Origin of the sequence: Roseivirga sp. E12 (assembly GCF_017592825.1) — a bacterium.
GTDB lineage: Bacteria > Bacteroidota > Bacteroidia > Cytophagales > Cyclobacteriaceae > Roseivirga.
The window spans coordinates 22,190-47,718 of the sequence record NZ_JAGFMD010000002.1 but is presented as its reverse complement, the minus strand read 5'-3'; the positions used below and the strand labels follow the sequence as shown (position 1 = coordinate 47,718).

The window sequence follows — 25,529 nt, the reverse complement described above, 5'->3', positions numbered from 1 at the left end:
TTATCTAAATTTCGGCTTTCTTCGAGATGATGATAATAATTCCGAAAGGAAGTTGTCGGGCAAATACATTTCTAGTCTAATTTGAAAAATATAATAAGCATCATTATTCTCCCTTCCTCTTACATCGCCAGGGCGCCTTTGCTCAAACCCTCCTTCTACAGATCTGTCAAATATTTGTAAGGCTATCTGAGCTTGTGGTGAACCAACTCCTCCATTCCATTCAATAATCTCATCCACACTAGGGTATACTGTAGCAACATCATCCAAATAGTCTGTAAATGTAAAACGCCTAGCCCCTTCTAATAAAATATCTATTTGTCGACTAGCTTTAATTCTAACACCAATTCCGAACGGAATCACTGTTACAGTCTTTGGATAGCTAGATACTGGTGCGTTCGCTTCTGTCTGGATCTCCCAAAGATTAACAGTATAATTTCCTGCTTCACCAGGAAGGTATGTCTTTGGTCGATTGGTACTACGCCCAATACCAAACATTAAATAAGGGTTTACAATTGGTCTTCTTGTATAGCTTCCGTCTACAGGGATCAGATTGAAAACAGCCATTAATGACATCTCCAGATTCCTAGCTCTGAAATTAAGGTTCCTAATGAATCGAGTATCAGATTCACCCGAAGCCCTGCCCGCTGGCCGATTAATTATGGCACTTGCACCACCCTCGGCATCATTGCCACCAAGTTGATACCAGTTTACGTCAAATCTGAGGGACAACTGTGATCCAAACTTTCTTCTTATTCCAGCGCCAATAGTGGGGTTTGCGGCAGCCGAGAAGCCATCGTACAAGAAATCGTACATGTCTCCATTATACAAAGAGTATCCGATGCCATAGGAGAGCATCCATAGACGATCTCTTCTTCTAGAGTAGAAGCTTTGAGCGTCTGCAAACTCAGCAAACACTAAAAATAGGCAAAAGATGAAAGCAAATTTTCTCATCGAGATAAACTCAATTAATACAAAACTAATTAAATGACGGGGTTAGAGCAAAAAAATCTCGGTCGAGGAGCTCAAATTTACAACTAATTGGCAAAAATAAAAAGTCCTCAATTTACTATTGAGGACTTTTGCGCACCCGGAAGGAGTCGAACCCTCAACCCCCAGAGCCGAAATCTGGTGCTCTATCCAGTTGAGCTACGGGTGCAGACTTTATTATAGAGCCTGTTGTACTTTTAATGCCGCATCTTTCAAGACAATTGCGGATTGTACTGCTAAACCACTTTCATTTATGATTTTAGCCGCTTCTTCAGCATTTGTGCCCTGAAGCCTTACAATAATAGGGATCTCAATGTTGCCTATCTTCTTATAAGCTTCAACCACCCCATTCGCTACTCTATCACATCTCACGATACCGCCAAAAATATTAATCAAGATAGCTTTAACATTAGGGTCTTTCATGATAATACGGAAGCCAGCCTCAACTGTCTCAGCATTTGCTGTACCCCCAACATCAAGGAAGTTGGCAGGCTCGCCACCAGATAGCTTGATAATATCCATAGTGGCCATTGCCAAGCCCGCACCATTGACCATGCAACCTACATTACCATCAAGTTTTACATAACTTAAACCGTACTTGCCAGCTTCTACCTCAGATGGGTCTTCTTCAGTAATGTCTCTAAGCTCTAAAAGGTCTTTATGCCTAAAAAGGCCATTGTCATCCAAATTGACTTTAGCGTCAACCGCTAAAATCTGGTTGTCTGAGGTTTTTAATACAGGATTAATTTCAAACTGTGATGCATCACTATCCTCATATGCTGTATAAAGAGAGTAAATAAACTTCACCATTTCTTTGAAGGCTTGTCCTTCTAAGCCCAACTTAAAGGCAACCTTTCTTGCTTGAAATCCCTGAAGTCCAACTCGTGGGTCAATCCATTCTTTAATGATTTTCTCTGGAGTCTCTTCAGCTACAGTCTCAATGTCCATTCCACCTTCTGTAGAGGCCATTATGACATTGCAGCCTTTAGCTCTATCTAGTAGAATTGATAAATAGTATTCTTTTGGTTCAGAATCACCAGGGTAATAAACGTCTTGAGCAATCAATACCTTGTTGACTTTCTTTCCTTCTGGACCAGTTTGGTGAGTGACTAGGGTTCCTCCCAAAATTGCGTCTGACTTTGGTCCGACTTCATCTAAACTTTTAGCTAAAACCACACCATTGGAACCTGTCTCTTGAACTTGTCCTTTTCCTCTACCACCTGCATGAATCTGAGCTTTCACTACATACCAACTTGTTCCAGTATCGGCATTAAGTTTTTTAGCGGCTTCAGTAGCACTATCTGCAGAATCGGCAACAATACCTTCTTGTATTTTAACTCCGTATCCTTTAAGTAATTCTTTGGCTTGGTACTCGTGAATATTCATGTCTAAAATTTTGTGCGAAGCTAAATCTTTGGGCTTATAATAACAAGGGAATTCCCACTATTACATAGATGGATTTGAGAACAATACGACATTAATCATTATGTTTGACTAGTTATCAATCTGCCAATGTTAAGAGCAACTGATCTTAGAAAGTCGTATGGAACCCTGAATGTTTTGAAAGGGGTGGATCTCCATGTTGAAAGTGAGGAAGTTCTTTCTATTGTAGGAGCTTCCGGAGCGGGTAAGAGCACTCTCTTGCATATCTTAGGTACACTTGATTTAGCAGATATAGGCTCACTGATTATTGATGGCAAGGAGATATCTCAGCTATCAGTCCAACAGTTAGCGAATTTTAGGAATGAGCGGATTGGGTTCATCTTCCAATTTCACAACTTACTTCCAGAATTTACTGCTTTGGAAAATGTATGCCTTCCTGGGTTTATCGGGGGGCGACCTGAAAAAGAGGTAAGAAAAAGAGGTCATGAGCTTCTGGGAATATTAGGCTTGACAGGGAGATTAGATCACAAGCCTTCGGAACTTTCAGGTGGTGAACAGCAACGTGTGGCTGTAGCACGAGCACTCATCAACGATCCGGCAATTATTTTTGCTGACGAGCCCAGTGGCAATCTTGATTCAAAGAATGCAGCAGAACTTCATGGTCTTTTTTTTCGACTCCGGGATGAGCTTAAAAAAACCTTTGTGATAGTAACTCACAACCATGATTTGGCAGAAATGTCTGATAGAAAAGTTGAGATAGTTGACGGAACTATCTCGTCCTCTTAACCACCTTACAGCGGATCGAAGACTTTCCGTAAAGCGATTTTGGCAAGTAGTATCCTATTCTAAAGCCAAATCTCATATATGCATCATTTGATAAGTCCCCTCTGGCCGTCCCTGCGGAAACTGGAGCTAAAGGAGGAGAAAGTGTGACCCGTGGGTCGGATAGAATGCCCAAGGTGGTAGCGTCCACGCCATTAGTATCACTGAATGATGATGGGTCCCTATAAACACCACTAACATCATCTAAGTATCCTGTCAGTGCAATGGTGTATTGTACCTCAAATTGAATGTCCACGTATCGTGAAACATAAATACTAGTACCAACACCAAATGGAATAGCCATAGCAATTCCCCCATATTGAACTCCTTCTAGCGACAGTGGTCGCAATTTATAATCGTTAAGGTTAACAGATGTTTTGGGATTGTTAGAGGTAATACCAAGCCCCAAGTGAAAATAGGGATTTATGAAAGACCTGTCCTTGTAACCAGATCTTGGATGTCGAAAGGCATAGTACATTGCTTGAGCAACGAACTCGACATTGACCGCCTTAAAATTTATATTTCTTTGCTTATTGGCTGCAATTGGAGATAGAGAATCATCCGCTTGTATTCTGTAAACGCTAAACGAAGTTCTTATAGCTATGTTATCCGTAAAAAGGTGCTCATAGCCAAGGCTTACACTTGCACCCGATTGAAATTGAGAGTCAGAAATCCTTCTGAGCTCTCCAATATAGGTATTTAGACCAAAGCCTATACTCGCCTTTGAGATTCGATCAAAATCTCCAGTAGTCACGAACTGTTGTGCCATTGCCCATCCGTTAATCAACAGACAGAAAGACAATAGAATGGTTTTCCTCATGAGACTCTTGTGCATAAGAGGTACAAATTTATAATTCGAACGAAGAATTTTGAGTTTTATTCAATTTTTAATTCTCGAATCATGCTGTCTAGGTGTTTCTTAAATCCAAATAGGTCAGCATAAACAGCTTTTATTTGCATGTTGCCGTCTATGAGATAAGTTATGCGTTTGGGTATTTTGACTACCGGGATTAAGGCGTCATAAGATTTGCAGACTTCTCCTTTAGGATCACTTAATAAGTGAAAAGGGAGTTCATTTTTATCACGAAACTTTTTATGAGAGGAAATAGAGTCTCTACTGATACCATAGACGTCAATTGACAGATTTCTCAATTCAGTAAACCCATCTCTGAAACTGCATGCCTCTTCAGTACAGCCAGGCGTGAAATCCTTTGGATAAAAATAGATGATACATGGAACGTTGTCCTTTAATTTGAAGTTCTCGTCAGAAGTACTTTTCAATTCAAATTCAGGGGCTTTTGCTCCGACTTTTAAGGCCATAACTAATTGGTTTACTAATTTTTAAATCTACACTAAAAACTGATATTCGCACGTGATTTCAAAAGGAGTGATTTACATGCTATTGGCAACATTTGTTTTTGCCGTAATGAATGTTCTAATAAAGTATGTTCCTAACATTCCTGCTGTTGAAATCATTTTGTTTCGCTCAATTGTTTCGTTTGTAATGTCAGGTGTGGCATTGAAGTATCAACGAGTGCCCCTTTTAGGGACAAACAGGAAAATTCTGTTGATTAGAGGGCTGGCAGGAGCAATAGCTCTGATTATGTTCTTCACCACTCTTCAAGAAATTCCCTTAGCGAGCGCGGTAACTCTAATGTTTTTGAGTCCGATATTCACTGCTATTTTAGGCATATGGATAGTTAAAGAAAAAGTCAGCCCATTGCAGTGGCTGTTTTTTGCAGTATCATTTGGAGGTATTGTCATGATCAAAGGGTTCGATACTCGAATCTCGATAGAGATGGCCTTACTTGGGGTTGGTGCGGCTTTCTTTTCTGGCGTAGCCTACAATATGATTCGAAAACTGAAAACTTCAGAACATCCTCTTGTCATCATTTTCTATTTCCCTCTTGTTACTCTTCCGGTGGTAGCCATATATTCAGGGTTTAACTGGGTAATGCCGGCAGGTGTGGAGTGGGTGATTCTTTTAGGAATTGGAGTGCTCACTCAGGTAGCGCAATACTTCATGACAAAGTCATATCAATCTGAAGAGTTGGCCAAAGTAGCGAATATCAATTTTATCGGAATAATCTATGCCTTGGGCTTTGGTTATGTACTTTTCGATGAGACTTTCAATCTTCTTACTTACCTTGGAATGACCGCGGTTTTGGTAGGGGTGGTATTGAACGTGATATTTAAAAGTAGAAAAAAGAATGAGGCTGTTTCAAATTGATTCATTTACACAGGAGCTATTCAAAGGTAACCCTGCGGCTGTATGCATAGTCGATAGGTCCCTTACCGATTCACAGATGCAGCAGATTGCGGTGGAAATGAATCTTTCAGAGACTGCTTTTGTCAAAATTGGGAAAGACTCTTGTAACCTTAGATGGTTCACACCTGCCAAAGAGGTGCCGCTCTGTGGACATGCTACATTGGCTTCGGCTTATGTCTTGTTTAATGAGGGATACTGGTCTGCCGAAAAACCAATCATCTTCAATACATTGAGTGGCGAGCTCATTGTGACTCAGAATTACGATAGCAGTCTTTCTATGGATTTTCCTTCATTGACCCCAGTTGAAGAACGTGATGTTGCTGTTTCTAGGCTTGAAGAATTATTTGGGGGAGAGGTGGCAGAAGTACTTACAGTTCCAAATGAACTCATTGTGATTTTCAGGGACTTGAATACTCTTTTGAATACCAATCCTAATTCAGATGCAATATCCAATTTAGCCGTGAATGGAGTAATCGTTTCGGCTTGGGCAGGAAATGAGGATTATGATTTTGCTTCCAGGTATTTTGCTCCGAATCTTGGGATCAAAGAAGATCCAGTGACCGGATTTATGCATACTATTCTAACTCCTTATTGGTCAAAAAGAATGGAAAGACTAGAGTTTAAAGCATTGCAGGCATCCGACCGGACGGGCAAAATGACCACAAAACTTAAGGAGGAAAGGGTCATCTTAAGTGGCGATGCTATCAAAGTGTTTGAGACAGAGCTCAGTTTTTAATTCTGCTTTAATATGAAGGCGGTCATAGCAGGTACAGTAAGACTTCCAAACCTTGATCGACCAATGCCTTTTTCATCTATGACCTGACCATTTCCAACCAAAGACCAATTGCCTTTTGGCAGGGTTAGCGTTTTATTTAGGTCACTACCGTTAAATAGCACTAATATTTCTTTCCAAGAATCTTCATTGGCATTGTCCTTTAAACGATAGCCTAAAAAGTTTTCTCCCTGGGTATCTAGAAACTCTAAATGGTCTTGAATCATCTCTGTTTCAGGCATTCTGAAAGCAGGATGATTCTTTCTAAGGGCAATTAAGTCCTTGTAGTAATTGAATACATCTTCATACTCCTCTTTACGCGTCCAAACTATCTGATTGATCTCATCAGGCAAATTGTAAGAGTTCTCCTCTCCATTTTTCGTTCTTAGCATTTCCATGCCAGCATGAATGAAAGGAACGCCCTGAGAAGTAAGTACAATTGTTTCAGCCAGCTTGTGCATCTTAATCAACTCTTTTTCTGAGGCTTCTGGATTCGATATCTTCAATCTATCAAATAGGGTATGATTGTCATGACAAGAAACGTAACTAATGGTCTGGGAAGGCTCTGACGCCCAAGGTGCATTAGAGTAGTTGACAGCTTCATAATTAATCTGCGGATGCTGTGTTGATCCTACAATACCAAATTTGATACTCTCTTTCATTCCACCACCTTGGCTTACAAAACCTCTTTGTTCATGCTCAAACACACTGCCTTTAAGACCATCTCTTAAATCATCGCTAAAGGCAGATACTTGTTCCATTTGGAACGTATTTGCCTTAAGGGCAAGCTGATCATCTGGCAGCGGGGAATCACCAGCCTTCCAGCCTTCACCATACACAAATATGGTCGAGTCAATTTCCCTCACAGCTTTACTAATGTCATTCATTGTTTCTTTATCATGGATGCCCATCAGGTCGAACCTAAACCCATCAATATGATATTCATTTACCCAATGCTTGACTGATTCAATCATATACTTCCTCATCATTAGCCTTTCAGAGGCTGTTTCATTGCCACAGGCGGATGCATCTGAAAAAGAGCCATCAGCCCTTTGACGATAGAAGTAATCAGGTACTAATTGATTGAAGTTGGAATCTTCGGTTTGACCAGTGTGATTGTAAACCACATCAAGAATAACCCGAATGCCATTTTTATGAAATGCCTGTACCATTTGTTTGAACTCCTTGATTCTTGTTCTGCCATCATATGGATCAGTAGAGAAACTTCCCTCTGGGACATTGTAGTTTAAAGGATCGTAGCCCCAGTTGTATTGGGCTTCTTCAAGACGAGTTTCATCTATTGATTTATGATCGAAAGTTGGGAGGAGATGAACATGAGTGACTCCCAATTCTTTTATGTGATCAAGTCCGGTTGTAAGCCCATTAGGACTTTTTGTTCCTTCTTCGGTAAGTGCAAGGTACTTTCCATTGTTCACGGCTCCAGATGTCTCGTGGATGGACATATCTCTGATGTGTAATTCATAGAGAATGATGTCTGTATAATTATCCAGTGCAGGTCTTTTATCATTTTCCCATCCTTCCGGATCTGTTTCATCCAAAGAGGTAATCATCGAACGTTGTCCGTTGACTCCTACGGCAACAGAATATAAGTCAGGTTTCTCCTGAAGCCAAACACCATTCTGTCTTACTTGGTATGTGTAATACATGGGACTACTTTCACCATTGTTCTTAAACGACCAGACACCATTTACGCCCCTCTTCATACCATAAGAGATCATTGGCTTACCGCCATTTCCAAACTGATAAAAATTGATTTTTACTTCCTCCGCTGTAGGAGACCACATTTTAAAAACACTGAACTCTTTTGTGTAGGTCAATCCTAAATCGTCTCCATCGTAAACTGGGTAGTCCTCTAATGTATCGTACTGTGGGGCTTTATTGCAGGCTGTCATAGTAATGATTAATAGAACTGCTATTCTCGGGATGAATTTCATGCTGTGTTGTTTAATGCCCACCTGATGTGCTTAGGGTAGAGGATTTTGAATGAGTGTCTTTAACAAATAGCCAGAGTACAGCTGAAACCCCTAGGGCAATTGCGCTGATAATGAATATGCTATTCTTGTTGGCTTGGCCATCTATAAAACCACCAAGACTTGAAGCTACTAACTGAGGAATAACAACCGATAAGTTGAACAGCCCCATGTACAGTCCCATTCTGCTCTGATCTACGGTTTCAGACATAATGGCGAATGGCAAACTCACCACCGCTGCCCATCCAATTCCTACTACGGCCATAAGGATAAAAAGCATATTTGACGATTGTCCAAAAAGTATAATCAGAACGTAACCAATTGACATGATAGCGATGCAAAGCATATGTGTTTTCACCCTGCCTATTTTCTTTGTTATGGGCTCTAAAACCAAGGCAGGCAGTAAGAAGCCAACCGTGTTTAGTACCGCAAAAGAGATTCCGGTGATAAACCCAATCTCATTATTCTGAGCCTCAGCTAGTGTTTCTGAGGTGCTGAAGCCCATGATTGTTTCTTTGATATAGGCGAAAGTATAAACGAACATGGTCTGAACACCCAGCCATGTAAATGCATGTGCGACACATATTTTGAGGAATTCGGGCATGTTGGTGTTACCCGGCTTGCTTTCATCAGGAGATCCCTCGCTAGCATTCAGCTGTTTAGGTTCTGTTATGAAGAGTGTAGGAACTATTGAAAAAACAAAGACCAATGCCGCACCCATATAGATGAGCATATAGTTGCTGACAAATGCGCCAATTAGATAGGCGACCACACCGAAAAAACCTGAGATGGTTTGCATCCAGGTATATCCTTTCGTGCGAGTAGAGCCTTCTGTGGTCACATCAGCAATGAGGGATCGGGTAGGGTTGAAGCTGATATTGATGGCTAGGTCTAGGGAGAGGGCTACCGCAATTGCAACGCCTAAGAACTCTTCAACACCAAGTGCTTTGCCGATGATGTCAATATTTGGCAAAGCCAGAAGCATCAAAGCAGCAATCATTCCGCCAATCAGAATGAAGGGTCTTCGTCTTCCACCCCAAAACCAAACTTTGTCACTTATAAGACCGATTATCACTTGGCCGATGATTCCTGCCAGAGGTCCTGCGGCCCAGACAATTCCTATCTCATGCAGGTCAAAACCGAACTTAGTGTTTAGAATCCAGCTTAAAGCTGCGATTTGTACGGACAAAGCAAATCCCATTGCTGTTGCCGGAAGACTGAGTATTACAAAAAATGATTTTGTGAAATTCTTCTGAATAGGAAGCATAGTGAGGGTTGGGCTATAACCAAAAAAGAAAGATAAGGCTTTCGGCCCGAAACGGAAATGCGAACGTTTGCACGCTCGTTAACTCACTATTAAACGATTAAGTATTGGCCCTTATCTTACGTTGAACGAGGATTGACCTATTTCGTATGTGTCCGCTAGAATGATGATTTTATAGTCGCCAGCATCAAATTCAGAACCTTTGTCATAAACAAATGATAGCTCTTGTTTCGAGTTGTCAAAGACAATCTCTTGCATGGCGGTGTAGAACTCCTCACGTCCATCTATTTTGAAAGAACCTGAGCCTCTCGCCACATCAAAAATCACATTCCCAAGTGGGTCTACGAGTTGTATCAAAATTTGGTGTCCTGCAACTGGAGCAACATCATTAGGCGCTAGATTGAAAGTGACTTTGATTTTCTGGGCTTGTCGTTTTCTAAAGTTTCCTTCACGCTCTTTACCTCTACTATTGATATTAAAAATCTGGATGTTTTCGGCTCTATGTTTGGCGGCTAGTGAAATCCTTTGCTTATAGGCTTCTTCTCGCTGTGCAGCTTCGGTAAGCGATTGATTCAATTCGTTCTTATCTACCTTCAGAACGTTATTCTCCTCCAATAAATCATTATTCAACTTCTTCAGTTGAACAATTTCTTCATCCTTGGCCAAAAGGAGTTCCTCATAGCCATTTACTTTCCTATCTAATCTTTGGATCAAAGCTTTATTGGCAACTCTAGTTCTTTGTAATTGATCTCTTTCAGCGGTAATCGAGTCCTTTAGAATAATCAATGAGTCAATATTTCCTCCTAATTCAGAAATCTCAGATATTCTTCCGCTTAGTTCCACAGAGATACTGTCAAGCTTGGTTGTTAGCGTTTCGCGCGTCAGATCATATTCAGTCTGGAGTGCTTTCCTTTCCTTACTGTCTTCATTGATTTTATAACCGCCTCCTACTACTACACCAATCAGAATTACGATTAGAACGATTCTGATAATATCTCTGTTATTTTTACCTGTTACTTCACTCATGATCCTAATGGATTTGCCAACCAACTAAAAAACGCTGGGTCATTTAATTATTGGGCGAAGTACTCACATTTTTTTTAATTATTCAATGTCAGAAAAAAGAGAAAGCGCAATTGTTGACTTAAACGAAGGATTCTGGACTGACAAATATCAAAATGATCAGATAGGTTGGGACATAGGATACGTTTCTAGTCCTTTGAAAGCCTATTTTGATCAATTAGAAGATAAAGGACTGAAAATACTTATCCCTGGAGCGGGTAATGCTTACGAAGCAGAATATTTGTGGGCCAATGGTTTTAAGAATATTCATATAGTTGATATTTCACTAGCACCACTAACTGCCTTTAAGAAGAGGATTCCTGATTTCCCAAATGAACAGCTGATCCATGCAGACTTCTTTCAGCTAAGCGATAAGTTCGATCTGATCATCGAACAGACTTTCTTTTGTGCTCTGAACCCTAGCCTAAGAAGAGATTATGTTTTGAAAATGAGGGAGCTCTTAAAGAGTAATGGGCAATTAGTCGGTCTTATGTTCAAAGTCCCATTGTTTGAGGACAGGCCTCCCTTCGGGGGAAATGAAATCGAGTACCGTGACCTGTTTTCAGATTGTTTTCGGATTGATATTATGGAAGTGGCCTATAACTCCATTTCACCGAGGCAGGGCAGTGAATTATTTGTGAAAATGGTTCCATCAGAACTTTAAGATATAGTCAGCCTTCTCCAATTTAGGGTCGAAGAATAATAGGCCTGCCTCAAACAAGTCTATCGAAAGAGTGACTTCTGGTCGGTCTTTTAATTCTAGCCAAGCCTTGTTCATCTCCTTTGACCAATGGATGTCATCAATTACTATCATGCTTTTGTCATGAGTCATTGGTTGGATTAACTCATAGTAGTTAAGAGTAGGACTGTAACGATGATTTGCATCCAAATAGGCTAGGTCTATTGGGTTTAGAGCATCGATATATTGAGGAAGCGTGCTGTCAATATTTCCCACGATAGTGTTGACTTTTTTTCTTCCAAAAGCTTCGAAATGGCCTTGGGCCAATTGCGCAATGGTTGGGTCACCCTCAAAAGTAGTGACCTGAGTATTTTGATTTTGGCTCAAATAGAGTGCGTTAAGGCCTAGAGACGTGCCAAGTTCTACGATATTGCAGAAGCCAAAATGATCAATGGTCTTGCTCAAGAATCGCGAGAATTTGGAGGGTGTCGATGCGTGCTTTGCTATGCCACCTATCGACCGATTTGTTTTTTTTGTAAGCTTGGAGCCAGCGCCAAAATCAACAACCTCAATTGCCTTTTTTGAATACCTGAGTTGTTGTCTTAGAAATTCAATCTCATTGTCTTTTGCATTTGGTCGAGAGATGACTTCTGTGAACAGGTTGTAGACAAAAGGAGAGTGCAGTGAGTGCTCATCGACTCTGTTTAACCAATAATGAAAAAAGGAGACTATTTCGAACAAAACTAGTTCATCAGGTAGGGCACTACCATATTGAACTCAGGAATGGCAACCTCAAACTCTCGGCCATCTACCACTTTTTCCATGAGGTAAGTGCCATACATTTTTCCAAAACCAGACCTCAGGTTACAGCCCGATACATATTGATGTTTCTCACCCGGCTCTAGGATGGGCTGTTGTCCAACAACACCTTCACCTTCTACTTCACGCATTACATTATTAGCATCGTGAATGTACCAGTGTCTTCTATGGAGTTTAATGGTGTAATCACCTTCGTTAACAATGGTGATTCTATAGGTAAATACATAGTGCGACTGACTTGGACTGGAATATTCCGCCTGATAGTTTGTTTCTACACAAACTTTGATGCCCTCAGTTGTCGCTGTAACAATCATTTTCTGTTTACTTCTGTGATTTAAAGTTATAGATTAGTTCGAAAATAACTAACCGCGTTTAAGAAAATTCGATGGGTGTTAAAATAGAGGAAAGTTGGTCAAAAGTATTGTCAGACGAGTTTGAGAAGGACTATTTCAAACAATTGATTGCGTTTGTTAAAGACGAGTACAAGAGTCAAACGATTTACCCCAAGGGCAAGGATATCTTTAGGGCATTCGATGCGTGCTCATTTGATGACGTCAAAGTGGTTATCTTGGGTCAAGATCCCTACCATGGGCCGGGTCAGGCTAATGGTCTCTGCTTTTCTGTGCATGAAGGAATCCCTTTTCCTCCTTCACTTGTCAATATTTTCAAAGAAATAAAGAATGACCTCGGTCGAGATATTCCACCTAATGGTTCGTTGGAACGCTGGGCTAATCAAGGAGTACTTTTATTGAACGCGACCCTAACTGTCAGAGCACATCAGGCGGGTTCCCATCAGAAGAAGGGGTGGGAGCAGTTTACTGACTCGGTAATCACCCATTTAGCCAAGTCCAAAAAAGAGATTGTTTACATTCTCTGGGGTAGTTATGCCCAGAAAAAGGCAGCCATTGTGAGTCCTACTGACAATTTAGTATTGAAGTCTCCGCACCCTTCGCCCTTATCAGCGCATAGGGGATTCTTTGGAGGTAGTCATTTTAGCAAAGCAAATACTTATTTAGAATCAAAGGGCGTGCAACCGATCGATTGGTAATTAGTCGAAATTGAGGAAATCTTCCATGGACTTGATACCCTTCTGATCTTTTAGCCATTCGGATACAGCAATGGCTCCCTTGGCAAATCCTTCCCTAGAATGTGCAGTGTGCTTAATTTCGATGGTGTCGACTGTTGAGCTATAACTTACCTCATGGGTGCCGGGTGCCGGGTCAACGCGCTCAGATATGATTTCCAATTCTTTGGGTTGATTGGTTTTATGGTTGACCCAATCTGATTTTCTATCAATTTGCCCAATTATGCCTTCGGCAATAGTGATGGAAGTACCACTAGGCGAATCGAGTTTTTGTGTGTGGTGAATTTCCTTTGTTTTAACCGAGTACTGCTCTTGGTTATTCATCAGCTTGGCTAATTGCTGATTCAGCTTAAAGAAAAGGTTAACGCCAATGCTGAAATTCGAAGCATATAAATAGGTGCCATCTTTAGTTTGGCAATAAGAATCTATTTCAGCTTTTCTGTCAAGCCACCCAGTGGTGCCAACGGCTACTGGGATTTGATGATCAATACACCACTTTATATTATCAACAGCTGCTTCAGGCTGACTGAAGTCTATGGCCACATCGACCTTAGAATTATCGAGTTGATCGAGATCTGACCTATTATCAATATTTATCTTCGCAATGATCTGATGACCACTCTGGGTTGCCAATTGATCTATCAATTGACCCATTTTTCCGTAACCGAGTAATAAAATCTTCATCGTCCAATCGGGAGGGTGACACCAAAACCGAGGTAGGGGACACCGTTGGAGATCACTCCAAGTTTTGGTTTAATATTCAGTGCCAAATTTTCGTCTACATTAAATCCTTTCAGGTGAGCATCCACGGCTGCTTCAATAATTTGTAGGGCGTAAATACCTGCCATGGTGAGAATTACCAAATCTCGGTTCTTCCTCCAATTATCAGCACGTCTTCTATAAATTCTTATGAGGTTTTCATTGGGTGTATCCTTTGCCAATTCTGCGGCTGCAAAGTCGAGGTTTTCGTTTCTGTTCCGTTCATTTACCCCGATAAAGTGTATCGCGACCCCGAAGCCCGTATAAAGAATTGGGACCTTCCACCAACTGTCATTATAGAGTTGTCCCCAACCGGGAATAATTGCTGATCTACTAGAAGCGACTCTTGGATTATAAAACTTCTGATTCGGATCGACTTTCACCTCTTTCCCAGTAATAATTCCGTTTTCTAAAACGGCATTATTTTCTTGAGCCAAAACTGGAAGTGTAAGTAAAAGACAAAGGGTAATAGAAGCAAAAAGTCGCATTACATATTTATGATTTCCAATATGCGATTTAGGTCTTCAGTAGATACAAAAGGAATCTTTATTTCACCTCTAAACTGACTATCTGCCTTGAGACCAACCCTCGTTCCGAAATGTGAAGACAATTTTTGTTGCACTTGTTGCACTTCATAATTTCTGTGCTGTGTGCTGCCTTTCTTTTCGTTTCCAGATTTATCGCTGCTCGAAGACATCAAATCTCGTACCAACTGTTCTACTTTTCTTACCGAAAGCTCTTCTTCAACAATCTTTTTATAGATATGTAGCTGCTTATCGACATCATCTACGTTGACAATGGCTCTGGCATGGCCCATCGAGATTTTCTTGTCTCTAATGCCAGCCTGAATGTCCGGGGGTAGCCTAAGTAGTCTTAAGTAGTTATTAACGGTTGTCCTATTTTTTCCTACACGGTCGCCAAGCTGTTCTTGCTTAAGATCACATTCTTCTAATAGTCTTTGATAACTTAATGCTATTTCCATCGCATTCAGATTCTCTCTCTGAATGTTTTCGATCAATGCCATTTCTAGCATTTGTTGATCATCAGCAGTTCTTACATAGGCAGGAATCTTTTCAAGGCCGGCAATCTTGGACGCTTGAAACCTTCTTTCTCCTGAGATCAACTGAAATTCATCATCACTGAGTTTTCTAACCGTTATCGGTTGGATAATACCCTGTACCTTGATTGAATCCGCTAGCTCCTCAAGCGCTTGTCTGTCAAAATGTGTTCGAGGTTGATATGGGTTCACCTGAATTTGATCTAGTTGAACTTCGTTCATAGACCCAACAGGGTTTTTGTTTAATGATTCTGCAGCGTTTGTTGAGGAATCCTCCAAAAGTGCTCCCAAACCTCTACCTAATGCGTTTCTACTCTTTGGAGTTTTAGATGCCATATTAAAAAGTATTATTACTGATTCTTATCAGCGATTTCTTTAGCCAAATTTAAATATGCGAGTGCACCTTTACTATCCGCATCATGCTGGATGGCCGGAATGCCAAAACTTGGTGACTCACTTAATTTTACATTTCTCGGAATAATGGTTTTGAAAACCATATTCTTAAAGTGCGTTTGCACTTCATCTACCACCTGATTAGACAAACGAAGTCTCACATCATACATTGTCAAGAGTATGCCCTCGATCTCCAAGCTTGAGTTGAGTCGCTTCTGAATGATAGTAATAGTGTTTAGAAGCTTACCTAAACCTTCTAGCGCAAAGTACTCGCACTGTACAGGAATAATGACTGAGTTGGCTGCTGTTAAAGAGTTGATGGTAATCAATCCTAGAGAAGGAGCACAGTCAATTAGTATGAAGTCATAATTGTCAGAGATTTCGCCTAGCACATTGCGCATTTTCTCTTCTCGATTGGTCAAATTGACCATTTCTACTTCTGCACCCACCAAGTTAATATGTGATGGTACAAGATCAAGATGAGGTACATCAGTTTGCACAATGCAATCTTGGATATTGGCTTTGCCCACCATGCACTCATAAATGCTGAGTTCTACTTCTCTTGGGTTACGCCCAAGACCAGAAGTAGTATTGGCTTGTGGATCGGCATCAACAACCAATGTTTTAAATTCTAACACAGCCAGGCTGGCAGCCAAGTTCATGGCTGAAGTAGTCTTACCTACACCTCCTTTTTGGTTTGCTATAGCGATAATTTTACCCATGTGTTACTTATAGTGAAAGTGTTTGTCCAATTTCTGGTAGTGTCAACCGTACATTATTTTCTGAGGCAATTGCCATTGATGCTTCTTTATCAATGGCAACATAAGGAAAGGTATCAAAGTGGACTCCGATAACCTTTTCACATTTGACCATCTTTGCCGCTTTCATAGCGTCAGTAACACCCATTGTGAAATTATCGCCTACTGGCATAATGGAGAAATCGAGATTAAACTCTTCTCCAATCAACTCCATGTCTTTAGTCAATGCAGTGTCGCCAGCATAGTAGAAACAGCCTTCTTCGTTTTTAATGACAATCCCTGCAGGATGCCCCCCATAACTACCGTCTGGCATTGAACTTGAATGAACCGCATTGACAAGTTTTACTTTGCCAAAGTCGAAGTCCCAAGCACCGCCATGGTTCATAGGGTGTCCTCTTTCCAAGCCTTTAGCTCCGAACCATCCTACCACCTCGTAAGTGGAGATAATAGTCGCCTCTGAGTTTTCATAAATCCGTTCTACATCCGCCACATGATCGGCATGACCATGGCTCAATAGAATGTAGTCTGGTTTTATAGCGTCTACATCAATTTCCTTAGCCAATTCATTAGGAGTAATGAACGGATCGAAGAGTAATTTCTTTCCCATTGTCTCTATCAAAAAAGAGGCATGTCCAAAGAAGGTAAATTTCATTTAGGAGTAGATTTTACTTGGTTGACGAATAGCTTACAAAGATATAAGTTTAGTCGAAAGTATAATGCGATTCCTTAACGTGCTATATAGTTGTTTTTAGACCCAGTTTGGAGTATTTATAAGATGAAATATTGTATGTGTCTTGAGTGGACTTCAATAAAAAAGGAGGCCTGAGCCTCCTTTTTTAACTATTTCTTGCCTTTTTGTTTCTGGCGTTGTGCCTCTTGGCTTGCCTTCATGGCTTCTTCGAGCCTCGTGGCAAACTTAGACTTCTTCTTGTTCACATTCTTTTTCTTATTCTCTTCCAGTGTAGCTCTGATTTTGTCTTCATCTACAAACCTTCTGATCAAAGTCTGCTGACCGAATGTGATGATGTTAGAGACAAAGTAATAGAAACTCAAACCCGAAGAGTAGCTGTTAAGCACAAACATGAAAATGACTGGCATTACATAGCCAATACTCTTCATTGGACCCTGTACCGAACTTACTTGGTTGTTGGACCAAGTATAGAGTAGGGTAGAGAGCGTCATTAACAATGTGAAACCACTGACGTGAGACCCATAGAAGGGTATTGTTACTGGAAGGTTGATCAACACATCATAAGTGGAAAGGTCAGTCGCCCATAAGAATGATTGCTGTCTTAGCTCTATCGAGTTTGGGAAGAAGAAGAACATCGCAAACAAAATCGGCATTTGTAAGACGAGCGGAATGCAACCACTAATTGGATTGACACCGACTTCACGATAGAGCTTCATTTGCTCTTGTTGCATCTTCTGCTGATCTCCGCCAACCTTTTCCTTCATAGCATCTAACTCAGGCTTTAAGACCTTCATTTTTGCCATGGAGAGATATGACTTACGCGATAATGGGAATAGAACAAGTTTGACAATCAAAACAATGATCATAATGATCACTCCATAATTGCCAATGTATCTTTCAAGGAAGCCGAAGAGTTCAACAATAATGTATTTGTTGACCCAACTCACCAATTTATAGCCCATGTAGACATTGTCTTCATAGCCTTCGGTTACCTTCTTTAAGCCTTTATAACTATTTGGACCATAGTAGTAAGTGAAGTTTGCACCTTCGTAAACGTCAGTCATTGGAATGGAGAGTTCCATAAGACCTTCTTTTACAATGGTAGAGTCTAAGCCTATGGTTGAACCAATTGTTGCTTGATTAAACCCTTTCTCAGAGATAATTCCTGAGTTGAAGAACTTTTGCGAAAAACTTAACCATTTGACTCCACCAATGGTCTCTTTCTGTGGGTCTTTTGAAGTTGCACTTAGGTTATCAGAATCCTCATCAAGCGTATAATATCTAAGCGTTGTCTTGTTTCTGGAGTCTTCCAGATTCTTCTCATATCGTTGCATGGCTACAGCCCATGCCATAGTGGCTTCGCTGCCGATAACTTCGCTTTGAAGACCGTTCATTTTTAGCTGATAGTCTACTACATATTTACCTGAGGTAATGGTGTAAACCTGTTCTACAGATTTGCCTTCTCCCAAACTTGCTGTAAAGCGAATAGTAGTGTTGCCATCTGTTCCAATGGTTCTGTTTGCACCATTAGATTCAAAATAGAGGTCATTCAGGTTAATGTTGCCTTTAGTAGTAGGAAGGTTTAATACCCGCTGACTGGAGGTTTCATCAAAAAGCATTAAGGGTTGCTGATCGAAGGTCACATAGTCTTTTAGCTCGACAGACTTGATAGCTCCACCTTTATTTGAGAAAGTGTATTTTGCCTTATCTGTCTCGATTACGAAAGTCTCTTCAGTACCCTGCATGGCTGCACCGAAAACTCCGAATTGGGCCGAAAGGTCATTGGTAGTTGGTGTCTCATTAACAATCTCAGCCGGCTGGGCTTCTTGAACTGGCACCCCAGGGTTCACTTGCTCAACAGATGTTGTATCTGCAAATTCTAAAGGTTGTTCTTGAGCCGGTGGCTTATAAACTATTGAGTATACTATGAGTATAACCGCTATTAAAACGAGACCAATGGTCTGATTTCTATCCATTTCTGTAAAATTAATTCTTTTTGTTTTTCACTATAGCAGCAATAAAGCTAACAAATAGTGGATGTGGGTTCATCACGGTACTTTTGAGTTCAGGATGAAATTGAGTACCCACAAAGTATGGGTGATCTGGAATTTCTATGATTTCAACCAGATTAGACTCTGGGTTTACCCCAACTGCGCTCATTCCGGCCTTTTCAAAATCATTCAGGTATTCATTATTGAATTCGTATCTGTGTCTGTGTCGCTCTGCTACATTCACAGCACCATAGGCATTATAGACCTTTGATGGTTTCTTGACCTTACAATCATAAGCACCAAGTCGCATCGTGCCACCATAGTCCTCAATCTTTTTCTGATCTTCCATCAGCCCAATCACGGGATCGGGAGTATCTGGGTTTAACTCGGTAGACGCTGCTTTTTCTAAGCCGAGCACATTTCTGGCAAATTCAACCACTGCACATTGCATACCCAGACAGATGCCGAAAAACGGTATGTTATTTTCTCTAACATACTTAATAGCCTCAATCTTTCCTTCAATACCTCTTTCACCAAAACCCGGTGCTACCAAGATACCATCCATATCTCTCAAGGTCCTATGTACGGATTTTGCGGTTACCGATTCCGAAGAAATCCAGTGAACGTTCACTTTACACTCTAAGTGAGCTCCAGCGTGGATGAAAGCCTCGGCAATTGATTTATAAGCATCAGGAAGTTCAACGTATTTGCCGACCAAGGCAATGTTTACTTCGTTGGTAGGGTTCTTCAATTTCCCTAAAAACTTTCTCCAGTCATCAATCTCAGGCTGGTCTTTAGAAGGGAGCTTTAATTTCGTTAACACCCTTTCATCAAGCTTTTCTTTTCTCATTAAAAGAGGCACATCATAGATCGTTTCAGCGTCTAAGGCCTCAATGACTGAGTTAAGTTGAACATTACAGAATAGTGCTAATTTCTTTCTAATGTCGTTCGGTAATGATTTCTCAGAACGGCAGACTAGAATATCTGGTTGAATTCCCGCTTCTAGTAATTGCTTGACGGAATGTTGTGTAGGCTTTGTCTTTAACTCTTTGGCTGCTTTTAGGTAAGGTATCAGGGTAAGGTGAATAACTAAACAGTTATTCTCTCCAACATCCCATCGCGCTTGCCTTACTGCTTCTATAAATGGAAGTGACTCGATGTCACCCACACAACCACCTATTTCAGTGATCACAAAGTCATAGTCACCTGTCTCACCAAGTCTAAAGAAGTTTCTCTTGATCTCATCTGTAATATGAGGAATAACCTGAACCGTCTTTCCTAAATAGTCACCACGTCTTTCCTTGGTGATTACATCGTAATAGATGCGTCCAGTAGTCACATTATTGGCTTGCGAAGTAGGCGTATTTAGAAATCGCTCATAGTGACCTAGGTCTAAGTCAGTTTCTGCACCGTCATCAGTTACGTAGCATTCCCCATGTTCATAAGGGTTTAACGTTCCTGGGTCTACATTAATATAAGGATCAAACTTTTGAATGGTCACCCGGTATCCACGGGCTTGTAGAAGATTTCCTAATGATGAAGCAATGATTCCTTTTCCCAAAGAAGAAGTAACACCACCAGTAACAAAAATGTATTTCGCAGAAGCCATAAGTGTGATAAGAGAAATTAACTTATGGGATACAAAGGTAAGAATTTCAATTTAATCTGACGGGCAATTTTTAATCTTTAAATAGATGTCTTTTTGTTCGTTTTGAACTCCATAAGATAAACTGCTAACTTTGCGTGCCTTTTAAGGAAATTGATCGATGAATCTAGCTAATAAGCTCAAAGACCCCATTTTTAAAACTATCAGTCAAGCCGCTCAGAGTGAGGGGCTAGAAACATATGTAGTTGGGGGCTACGTGAGAGATTTGTTGCTCAAACGGCCATCCAAAGACATAGACTTTGTATGTGTTGGAAGTGGTATTCAGCTTGCAGAAGCTGTCAAAAAGGTATTGGGCGATCATGTGCCGCTTTCAATCTTCAAAAACTTCGGGACAGCCATGATTAAAGATGGTGATTTAGAGTTGGAGTTTGTAGGGGCTCGAAAGGAATCCTATCAAAGAGACTCTCGTAAACCGATCGTGGAAGATGGTAGCCTGGAAGACGATCAAAATCGGAGAGATTTTACGATCAATGCGATGGCTATTAGCTTGAACGAGTCTAACTATGGTGAATTGGTAGATCCATTTGGCGGTGTCAACGACCTGAAGGAGAGGCTTATCCGAACACCCCTTGAACCAGATGAGACATTCTCGGATGACCCCTTACGCATGATGCGTGCTATCCGTTTTGCCTCTCAACTGAAGTTTGACATTGATGCGGATACCTTTCAAGGTATCATCGATATGAAAGATCGCATTGAGATTATCTCAAAGGAGCGAATCATTGTCGAATTGAATAAAATCATTTTGTCTGACGAGCCTTCTTATGGTTTCAAATTATTATTCCATTGTGGTCTTCTGAAGCTTATTTTTCCAGAATTAGTAGCGTTGCAAGGGGTAGATAGTATTGAAGACAAATCACATAAGGATAATTTTTACCATACGCTTCAAGTTCTCGATAACATAAGTAAAAATACAGATGATCTCTGGTGGAGGTGGGCAGCTATTATGCATGACATAGCCAAGCCAGCCACTAAGCGCTTTAACAAAAGAGTAGGGTGGACCTTCCATGGTCACGAAGACAAAGGTGCCCGCATGACACCTGGTATTTTCAGGCGAATGAAGCTTCCAATGGGAGAATCAATGAAGTTTGTGCAGAAGATGGTCAGACTTCACTTGAGGCCAATAGCCTTGGTAAAAGAAGAGATTACCGATTCTGCCGTAAGGAGACTCCTCTTTGAGGCTGGAGATGATATTGAAGCACTAATGACCCTTTGTCGTGCCGATATTACTTCTAAAAATAATAATAAGGTAAAACGCTATCTCCAGAACTTCGATAAAGTTGAAAAACGTATGCTGGAGGTAGAGGAGAAGGATAAAGTTCGTAACTTTCAGCCCGTAATTACCGGAGAAATGATCATGACGGTTTTTGGCTTGAAGCCAGGCAAGACGATCGGAGATATCAAGGAAGCGTTGAAAGAGGCGGTTTTGGAAGGTAAAATCAGAAATGAATTTGAAGAGTCTTACAGTTACTTACTGACCATAGGTAGGGAACTTGGCTTGAATGTTGTTAAATCACTGAAATAATTTAGTTACCGATAATAAAAATGAAGAAGATTAAATTTTTAGTGCTGGCCATCACACTGATGTTTGGAAGCCAAAGTATAATGGCGCAAGACAGTACTTATATATCAAATGAGTACGCAAAAGCAATTGCGCTTCTTAGAAAAGCCGAACAGTACAATGATGTACTTGTACAGAAGCAAGCTTTGACGGAAATCTTAGTGCTGAACCCGGTTGATTCTGCGGCAATGCGTATGTTGGCTGAGCTCTACTACAACACTTCACAGTTCTCCTCTAGTGCGCTTGTAGGAATGGATTTCCTTCAGAAGTATGCTAACAATGAGATTGCTCTTGAGATTATAGCGCTTAGCTATGAAAACTTAAGGTTGTATGACCGAGCTGTTGAGTACTATGAAAAGCTTTGGCTAAAAACTGAAGATATTCAGGTACACTATCAAGTGGCTTACCTTCAGTATTCATTACAACGTTTTGCTGAAGCAGAAGTGAACTTGAACCTGATGGAGGCTAAGCTGAAAGATGGGGACAAGATTGCCTTGAGTAAGAGTGATGGCAGCGCACAAGAGGTTTCATTTAAAGCAGCTATACAAAATATGAGAGGTTTAATGGCCGTGGAGCAAGGGAAGAATGAAGAGGCTAAGAATTTCTTCAGTCAGGCCTTAGCCTTGAGTCCAGACTTCGAATTGGCAAAGACGAGCTTAGAAGCTTTGAACAAAGGATAGATATAAAGAAATCACTTTCCTAAAACCCCGACTAGTCGGGGTTTTTTTTATGCTTATCTTTCAGTATGCAACCCTTTAATGGTTGCGATGTCTTTAGTGTGATTTTGGACGTTGGAAACAGGATATCAGAACATACATCAACCAATTATTGATCGCTGCCTAACTGGTGACAGTACAGCCCAATATGAATTATACAAGCTTTATTCCAAAGCAATGTATAATACTTGCTTGCGCATTACCGGAAGTGAAATGGATGCGGAAGACGTATTGCAAGAGTCCTTTTTGAGCGCCTTTAGAAACCTGAAAAACTATAAGGGAACTGCCTCTTTTGGTAGTTGGCTAAAGCGAATAGTCGTTAACAATGCCATTAATTTGGTTAAGAAACGAAGACTTGATTTAGAATCTGTTGATGACATTGGCCAGTTTGATGATCGAGTAGTAGAGACAGAGTCTAGAGATATCAGTTACGATGTCACGGTTGTTAACGAAGGTATATCTCGCTTGCCTGATGGATATCGAGTGGTTTTGACCTTGTATCTTTTGGAAGGCTATGACCACAAAGAAATTGCAGAGGTACTAGGCATTACGGAATCTACGTCAAAATCACAGTTTAATAGATCAAAGAAGAAATTGAGAGAAATACTCAGAGAGGAGTTGCAGTATGCAGGATAAAGATAACCTAGAGAGATTTATTGAAAACAATAAGAGCTCGTTTGACCTAAAGGAGCCCAAGGCTGAGGTCTGGAGTAACATTGAAACCGAGTTAAGACCTAAGTCTGTAACGCTTTGGTATTGGAAGGCAGCTGTGATTCTTCTAATAGGGGCAGTGGCATTTTTATTGACAGATAAGTTTTTGCCCCAGAGCCCAGATGTGACTTCTTTTGATGATGTTGAAGTGTTAGCTTCATCGAATCTGGAAAAATTTGAAGAGCTCGAGTTCTTTTACACATCAATCATTTCTAAGAAAAGAGATAAGGTTACAGAGGAGCTTGAAACGGGTAGCATGTTCAATTTCTTGGATGCCGACCTCGAGGAGCTTGACGTGATTTATAAAGACTTGAAAGATGTTTTTCTGGAAAGTCAGCAGTCTGATGAAGTTCTAGACAGGCTTATTCATCTGTTAAGACAAAAGATCCACATCCTAAACAGCCAGTTAGATATCCTTGAAAGAGATAAGTTGCCTGATGATATGAAGGAAGATATAGACGTGTCTATGTAACAGGCGCTGTCGCAGAATCTAACACCTGACCGTTTTCACAGCTAAGCGTTCTTTTCGGATAATTTTCAATGAGCTTGAAGTCATGTGTGGCCATCAATACGGCAGTACCACTTCGATTGATATCTTCAAAGGTTTTGAAAATGCCTTCAGATACTTCCGGGTCTAGATTTCCTGTAGGTTCATCTGCTACTAGAATTGATGGTTCGTTGATTAATGCTCTGGCAATTACAACCCTTTGCTGTTCTCCTCCAGATAGTTGATGTGGCATTTTATTAGAAATGGCACCCAAACCGACTTTCATTAGCACATCGGCCAACCGACTTTTCATCTTGGCTTTGTCCTTCCAGCCGGTGGCTTTCATTACAAAGAATATGTTTTCGGCAACGGTTCTATCGGGTAGCAGTTGAAAATCTTGAAATACGATCCCCAATTTTCTTCTAAGCATCGGTATTTCCTTCCGCTTGATCTTCTCGATTTCGAAATCACAAATGCGAATACTTCCCATATGAAGTGGGAGGTCGCAATAGAGTGTTTTTAGCAGAGAACTCTTACCACTACCCGTTCTACCGACTAGGTAAACGAATTCTCCCTTGGCTATTTTTAGATTGATATTGTTGAGAACGGTTTGATCTTCTTGAAAAATACTGGCGTCAGTAATTTGAACAATGGGTTCTCCTGAAAAGGGCATACTAGATTTCTAATTTTTGAAGTTTACCGAAAGGCAAGTTATTAATTACTTTCTCTAACGCAACTTCCTTGCCTTCCAGTCCATATTTCTCCAATTTTTTCAGTGGACGATCAGCCCTGAAATAAGCAATCAGAACAAAATTCTCGTCCCTGAGCTGGATGTAGTCTGGAATTTTGGCCTTCCCCTTTACCTTAATTATATACATTTCCGCAAAAACAATCGGGTCATTTGGGGAATAACCAGAAGTTCGCGCTAATGTTTTAGCCATTTGCTTTTGCATGGTCAGCAAGAAATTGCTCCAAGCCCTTATCAGTTAATGGGTGATTCAAAAGACTGGTAATTACCTTCAATGGACAAGTAGCTACATCAGCACCAATTTCGGCACACTGGATCAGGTGCATGGTGTGGCGAACAGATGCGGCTAGCACTTCCGTTGCGTAACCGTAGTTGTCATAGATTTGAACGATTTGCTCGATCAATTCAAGACCATCATAACCAATATCATCAAGTCGGCCAATGAAAGGAGATACATAAGAAGCACCAGCTTTCGCAGCTAGAATGGCTTGTCCTGCTGAGAACACCAAAGTACAATTAGTACGAATGCCTTCAGAAGTAAAATGCTTAATGGCTTTTACACCATCCTTGATCATTGGGACTTTAACCACGATTTTGTCATCGATTTGTGCGAGTTCTTTACCTTCCTTGATCATCCCCTCAAAATCGGTAGCGATTACCTCGGCACTTACATTGTCATCCACAATGTCACAAATTGCTTTATAGTGAGCAATTACATTGTCATGTCCTGAAATCCCCTCCTTAGCCATCAAAGATGGATTGGTTGTAACTCCGTCTAAAACACCAAGATCATAGGCTTCTTGAATGTCATTTAGGTTCGCGGTATCGATAAAGAATTTCATAGGTTCAATGTCTTAAT

Annotated in this window: 28 protein-coding genes and 1 tRNA gene; 9 read left to right on the top strand and 20 right to left on the bottom strand. The window is 40.7% G+C overall.

The features are described from left to right. The 3 genes from J4E76_RS07820 to sucC form a co-directional block, all read right to left on the bottom strand. Positions 1–951, bottom strand: a complete 951-nt coding sequence (locus tag J4E76_RS07820) for a hypothetical protein (protein WP_208502858.1) — start codon at positions 949–951, stop codon at positions 1–3. Positions 952–1,082: 131 nt separating this feature from the next. Then, positions 1,083–1,156, bottom strand: a tRNA-Arg gene (locus J4E76_RS07815). Positions 1,157–1,164: 8 nt separating this feature from the next. Beyond that, positions 1,165–2,373, bottom strand: coding sequence for an ADP-forming succinate--CoA ligase subunit beta (gene sucC, locus J4E76_RS07810; protein WP_208502857.1), 1,209 nt, complete (start codon positions 2,371–2,373; stop codon positions 1,165–1,167). 126 nt (positions 2,374–2,499) lie between these two features. On the opposite strand from sucC, the gene J4E76_RS07805 reads away from it, so the two are divergent. After that, positions 2,500–3,156: an ABC transporter ATP-binding protein gene (locus tag J4E76_RS07805; protein WP_208502854.1), complete on the top strand. Its 657-nt coding sequence runs from the start codon at positions 2,500–2,502 to the stop codon at positions 3,154–3,156. On the opposite strand, the gene J4E76_RS07800 is transcribed toward J4E76_RS07805, so the two are convergent. Together J4E76_RS07800 and J4E76_RS07795 are read right to left on the bottom strand one after the other, a co-directional pair. Further along, a complete protein-coding gene (locus J4E76_RS07800) occupies positions 3,140–4,027 on the bottom strand; it encodes a hypothetical protein (RefSeq protein ID WP_208502852.1) in 888 nt (295 codons plus the stop codon). The genes J4E76_RS07805 and J4E76_RS07800 overlap by 17 nt on opposite strands. A gap of 41 nt (positions 4,028–4,068) precedes the next feature. Then, entirely contained in the window at positions 4,069–4,512 is a 444-nt protein-coding gene (locus tag J4E76_RS07795) for a peroxiredoxin (protein WP_208502851.1), read from the bottom strand. Between the two features lie 52 nt (positions 4,513–4,564). On the opposite strand from J4E76_RS07795, the gene J4E76_RS07790 reads away from it, so the two are divergent. Beyond that, positions 4,565–5,422 carry a DMT family transporter gene (locus J4E76_RS07790; RefSeq protein ID WP_370592797.1) on the top strand — a complete coding sequence of 286 codons (858 nt, stop codon included), beginning with the start codon at positions 4,565–4,567 and terminating at the stop codon, positions 5,420–5,422. Continuing rightward, positions 5,403–6,197, top strand: coding sequence for a PhzF family phenazine biosynthesis protein (locus tag J4E76_RS07785; protein ID WP_208502849.1), 795 nt, complete (start codon positions 5,403–5,405; stop codon positions 6,195–6,197). Before J4E76_RS07790 ends, J4E76_RS07785 begins: the two co-directional genes overlap by 20 nt. Here the strand turns inward: J4E76_RS07785 and pulA are convergent. From pulA to J4E76_RS07770, 3 genes are all read right to left on the bottom strand, one after another. Next, positions 6,194–8,188 carry a type I pullulanase gene (gene pulA / locus J4E76_RS07780; RefSeq protein ID WP_208502847.1) on the bottom strand — a complete coding sequence of 665 codons (1,995 nt, stop codon included), beginning with the start codon at positions 8,186–8,188 and terminating at the stop codon, positions 6,194–6,196. The two genes, J4E76_RS07785 and pulA, sit on opposite strands and share 4 nt — an antisense overlap. A gap of 10 nt (positions 8,189–8,198) precedes the next feature. Further along, positions 8,199–9,491 carry an MFS transporter gene (locus J4E76_RS07775; RefSeq protein WP_208502845.1) on the bottom strand — a complete coding sequence of 431 codons (1,293 nt, stop codon included), beginning with the start codon at positions 9,489–9,491 and terminating at the stop codon, positions 8,199–8,201. A gap of 111 nt (positions 9,492–9,602) precedes the next feature. After that, positions 9,603–10,514: a chromosome segregation protein SMC gene (locus J4E76_RS07770; protein ID WP_208502844.1), complete on the bottom strand. Its 912-nt coding sequence runs from the start codon at positions 10,512–10,514 to the stop codon at positions 9,603–9,605. Between the two features lie 85 nt (positions 10,515–10,599). On the opposite strand from J4E76_RS07770, the gene J4E76_RS07765 reads away from it, so the two are divergent. Continuing rightward, positions 10,600–11,214, top strand: coding sequence for a methyltransferase domain-containing protein (locus J4E76_RS07765; RefSeq protein WP_208502842.1), 615 nt, complete (start codon positions 10,600–10,602; stop codon positions 11,212–11,214). On the opposite strand, the gene J4E76_RS07760 is transcribed toward J4E76_RS07765, so the two are convergent. Both J4E76_RS07760 and apaG read right to left on the bottom strand, forming a co-directional pair. Further along, a complete protein-coding gene (locus J4E76_RS07760; RefSeq protein WP_208502840.1) occupies positions 11,203–11,970 on the bottom strand; it encodes an O-methyltransferase in 768 nt (255 codons plus the stop codon). The genes J4E76_RS07765 and J4E76_RS07760 overlap by 12 nt on opposite strands. 2 nt (positions 11,971–11,972) lie before the next feature. Beyond that, positions 11,973–12,359, bottom strand: coding sequence for a Co2+/Mg2+ efflux protein ApaG (apaG, locus tag J4E76_RS07755; protein ID WP_208503491.1), 387 nt, complete (start codon positions 12,357–12,359; stop codon positions 11,973–11,975). 74 nt (positions 12,360–12,433) lie between these two features. On the opposite strand from apaG, the gene ung reads away from it, so the two are divergent. Then, a complete protein-coding gene (gene ung, locus J4E76_RS07750; protein ID WP_208502838.1) occupies positions 12,434–13,096 on the top strand; it encodes a uracil-DNA glycosylase in 663 nt (220 codons plus the stop codon). On the opposite strand, the gene dapB is transcribed toward ung, so the two are convergent. The 7 genes from dapB to J4E76_RS07715 all read right to left on the bottom strand — a co-directional run bounded on the left by dapB (position 13,097) and on the right by J4E76_RS07715 (position 20,390). Beyond that, positions 13,097–13,816, bottom strand: a complete 720-nt coding sequence (gene dapB, locus J4E76_RS07745; protein WP_208502836.1) for a 4-hydroxy-tetrahydrodipicolinate reductase — start codon at positions 13,814–13,816, stop codon at positions 13,097–13,099. Next, entirely contained in the window at positions 13,813–14,379 is a 567-nt protein-coding gene (locus tag J4E76_RS07740; protein ID WP_208502834.1) for a DUF5683 domain-containing protein, read from the bottom strand. Before J4E76_RS07740 ends, dapB begins: the two co-directional genes overlap by 4 nt. Continuing rightward, entirely contained in the window at positions 14,379–15,284 is a 906-nt protein-coding gene (locus J4E76_RS07735) for a ParB/RepB/Spo0J family partition protein (RefSeq protein WP_208502832.1), read from the bottom strand. Before J4E76_RS07735 ends, J4E76_RS07740 begins: the two co-directional genes overlap by 1 nt. 14 nt (positions 15,285–15,298) lie before the next feature. After that, positions 15,299–16,063 carry a ParA family protein gene (locus tag J4E76_RS07730; protein ID WP_208502830.1) on the bottom strand — a complete coding sequence of 255 codons (765 nt, stop codon included), beginning with the start codon at positions 16,061–16,063 and terminating at the stop codon, positions 15,299–15,301. Between the two features lie 7 nt (positions 16,064–16,070). Continuing rightward, positions 16,071–16,751: a metal-dependent hydrolase gene (locus J4E76_RS07725; protein ID WP_208502829.1), complete on the bottom strand. Its 681-nt coding sequence runs from the start codon at positions 16,749–16,751 to the stop codon at positions 16,071–16,073. A 188-nt stretch (positions 16,752–16,939) separates the two neighbouring features. Next, the gene (yidC, locus tag J4E76_RS07720; protein ID WP_208502827.1) at positions 16,940–18,766 is read right to left on the bottom strand and encodes a membrane protein insertase YidC; all 1,827 of its coding nucleotides are present in this window, start codon (positions 18,764–18,766) and stop codon (positions 16,940–16,942) included. Positions 18,767–18,776: 10 nt separating this feature from the next. Continuing rightward, complete coding sequence (locus J4E76_RS07715; RefSeq protein ID WP_208502826.1) at positions 18,777–20,390, bottom strand: CTP synthase; 1,614 nt, start codon at positions 20,388–20,390, stop codon at positions 18,777–18,779. Between the two features lie 157 nt (positions 20,391–20,547). On the opposite strand from J4E76_RS07715, the gene J4E76_RS07710 reads away from it, so the two are divergent. The 4 genes from J4E76_RS07710 to J4E76_RS07695 all read left to right on the top strand — a co-directional run bounded on the left by J4E76_RS07710 (position 20,548) and on the right by J4E76_RS07695 (position 23,907). Beyond that, the gene (locus tag J4E76_RS07710) at positions 20,548–21,972 is read left to right on the top strand and encodes a CCA tRNA nucleotidyltransferase (protein ID WP_208502824.1); all 1,425 of its coding nucleotides are present in this window, start codon (positions 20,548–20,550) and stop codon (positions 21,970–21,972) included. Positions 21,973–21,992: 20 nt separating this feature from the next. Beyond that, positions 21,993–22,688: a hypothetical protein gene (locus J4E76_RS07705; RefSeq protein ID WP_208502822.1), complete on the top strand. Its 696-nt coding sequence runs from the start codon at positions 21,993–21,995 to the stop codon at positions 22,686–22,688. Between the two features lie 213 nt (positions 22,689–22,901). Further along, a complete protein-coding gene (locus tag J4E76_RS07700; RefSeq protein ID WP_236017331.1) occupies positions 22,902–23,360 on the top strand; it encodes a sigma-70 family RNA polymerase sigma factor in 459 nt (152 codons plus the stop codon). Further along, on the top strand, positions 23,350–23,907 hold the full coding sequence (locus tag J4E76_RS07695; protein ID WP_208502818.1) for a hypothetical protein: 558 nt from the start codon (positions 23,350–23,352) through the stop codon (positions 23,905–23,907). The genes J4E76_RS07700 and J4E76_RS07695 overlap by 11 nt, the downstream gene beginning before the upstream one ends. Here the strand turns inward: J4E76_RS07695 and J4E76_RS07690 are convergent. From J4E76_RS07690 to fsa, 3 genes are read right to left on the bottom strand one after another with little or no spacing between them, the layout of a single operon-like run. Continuing rightward, positions 23,900–24,595, bottom strand: a complete 696-nt coding sequence (locus J4E76_RS07690) for a cell division ATP-binding protein FtsE (RefSeq protein ID WP_208502816.1) — start codon at positions 24,593–24,595, stop codon at positions 23,900–23,902. The two genes, J4E76_RS07695 and J4E76_RS07690, sit on opposite strands and share 8 nt — an antisense overlap. Before the next feature lies 1 nt (position 24,596). After that, positions 24,597–24,800, bottom strand: a complete 204-nt coding sequence (locus J4E76_RS07685) for a fructose-6-phosphate aldolase (RefSeq protein ID WP_069844250.1) — start codon at positions 24,798–24,800, stop codon at positions 24,597–24,599. A gap of 55 nt (positions 24,801–24,855) precedes the next feature. After that, positions 24,856–25,512 carry a fructose-6-phosphate aldolase gene (gene fsa / locus J4E76_RS07680; RefSeq protein ID WP_208502814.1) on the bottom strand — a complete coding sequence of 219 codons (657 nt, stop codon included), beginning with the start codon at positions 25,510–25,512 and terminating at the stop codon, positions 24,856–24,858. Between the last annotated feature and the right edge of the window lie 17 nt (positions 25,513–25,529).

Bases quoted from the DNA above. Each gene is read 5' to 3' on its own strand.
- J4E76_RS07820 (WP_208502858.1), bottom strand. From the start codon at position 951: ATGAGAAAATTTGCTTTCATCTTTTGCCTATTTTTAGTGTTTGCTGAG.
- sucC (WP_208502857.1), bottom strand. From the start codon at position 2,373: ATGAATATTCACGAGTACCAAGCCAAAGAATTACTTAAAGGATACGGA.
- J4E76_RS07805 (WP_208502854.1), top strand. From the start codon at position 2,500: ATGTTAAGAGCAACTGATCTTAGAAAGTCGTATGGAACCCTGAATGTT.
- J4E76_RS07800 (WP_208502852.1), bottom strand. From the start codon at position 4,027: ATGCACAAGAGTCTCATGAGGAAAACCATTCTATTGTCTTTCTGTCTG.
- J4E76_RS07795 (WP_208502851.1), bottom strand. From the start codon at position 4,512: ATGGCCTTAAAAGTCGGAGCAAAAGCCCCTGAATTTGAATTGAAAAGT.
- J4E76_RS07785 (WP_208502849.1), top strand. From the start codon at position 5,403: ATGAGGCTGTTTCAAATTGATTCATTTACACAGGAGCTATTCAAAGGT.
- pulA (WP_208502847.1), bottom strand. From the start codon at position 8,188: ATGAAATTCATCCCGAGAATAGCAGTTCTATTAATCATTACTATGACA.
- J4E76_RS07775 (WP_208502845.1), bottom strand. From the start codon at position 9,491: ATGCTTCCTATTCAGAAGAATTTCACAAAATCATTTTTTGTAATACTC.
- J4E76_RS07770 (WP_208502844.1), bottom strand. From the start codon at position 10,514: ATGAGTGAAGTAACAGGTAAAAATAACAGAGATATTATCAGAATCGTT.
- J4E76_RS07765 (WP_208502842.1), top strand. From the start codon at position 10,600: ATGTCAGAAAAAAGAGAAAGCGCAATTGTTGACTTAAACGAAGGATTC.
- ung (WP_208502838.1), top strand. From the start codon at position 12,434: ATGGGTGTTAAAATAGAGGAAAGTTGGTCAAAAGTATTGTCAGACGAG.
- dapB (WP_208502836.1), bottom strand. From the start codon at position 13,816: ATGAAGATTTTATTACTCGGTTACGGAAAAATGGGTCAATTGATAGAT.
- J4E76_RS07740 (WP_208502834.1), bottom strand. From the start codon at position 14,379: ATGCGACTTTTTGCTTCTATTACCCTTTGTCTTTTACTTACACTTCCA.
- J4E76_RS07735 (WP_208502832.1), bottom strand. From the start codon at position 15,284: ATGGCATCTAAAACTCCAAAGAGTAGAAACGCATTAGGTAGAGGTTTG.
- J4E76_RS07730 (WP_208502830.1), bottom strand. From the start codon at position 16,063: ATGGGTAAAATTATCGCTATAGCAAACCAAAAAGGAGGTGTAGGTAAG.
- J4E76_RS07725 (WP_208502829.1), bottom strand. From the start codon at position 16,751: ATGAAATTTACCTTCTTTGGACATGCCTCTTTTTTGATAGAGACAATG.
- yidC (WP_208502827.1), bottom strand. From the start codon at position 18,766: ATGGATAGAAATCAGACCATTGGTCTCGTTTTAATAGCGGTTATACTC.
- J4E76_RS07715 (WP_208502826.1), bottom strand. From the start codon at position 20,390: ATGGCTTCTGCGAAATACATTTTTGTTACTGGTGGTGTTACTTCTTCT.
- J4E76_RS07710 (WP_208502824.1), top strand. From the start codon at position 20,548: ATGAATCTAGCTAATAAGCTCAAAGACCCCATTTTTAAAACTATCAGT.
- J4E76_RS07705 (WP_208502822.1), top strand. From the start codon at position 21,993: ATGAAGAAGATTAAATTTTTAGTGCTGGCCATCACACTGATGTTTGGA.
- J4E76_RS07700 (WP_236017331.1), top strand. From the start codon at position 22,902: ATGTATAATACTTGCTTGCGCATTACCGGAAGTGAAATGGATGCGGAA.
- J4E76_RS07695 (WP_208502818.1), top strand. From the start codon at position 23,350: ATGCAGGATAAAGATAACCTAGAGAGATTTATTGAAAACAATAAGAGC.
- J4E76_RS07690 (WP_208502816.1), bottom strand. From the start codon at position 24,595: ATGCCCTTTTCAGGAGAACCCATTGTTCAAATTACTGACGCCAGTATT.
- J4E76_RS07685 (WP_069844250.1), bottom strand. From the start codon at position 24,800: ATGTATATAATTAAGGTAAAGGGGAAGGCCAAAATTCCAGACTACATC.
- fsa (WP_208502814.1), bottom strand. From the start codon at position 25,512: ATGAAATTCTTTATCGATACCGCGAACCTAAATGACATTCAAGAAGCC.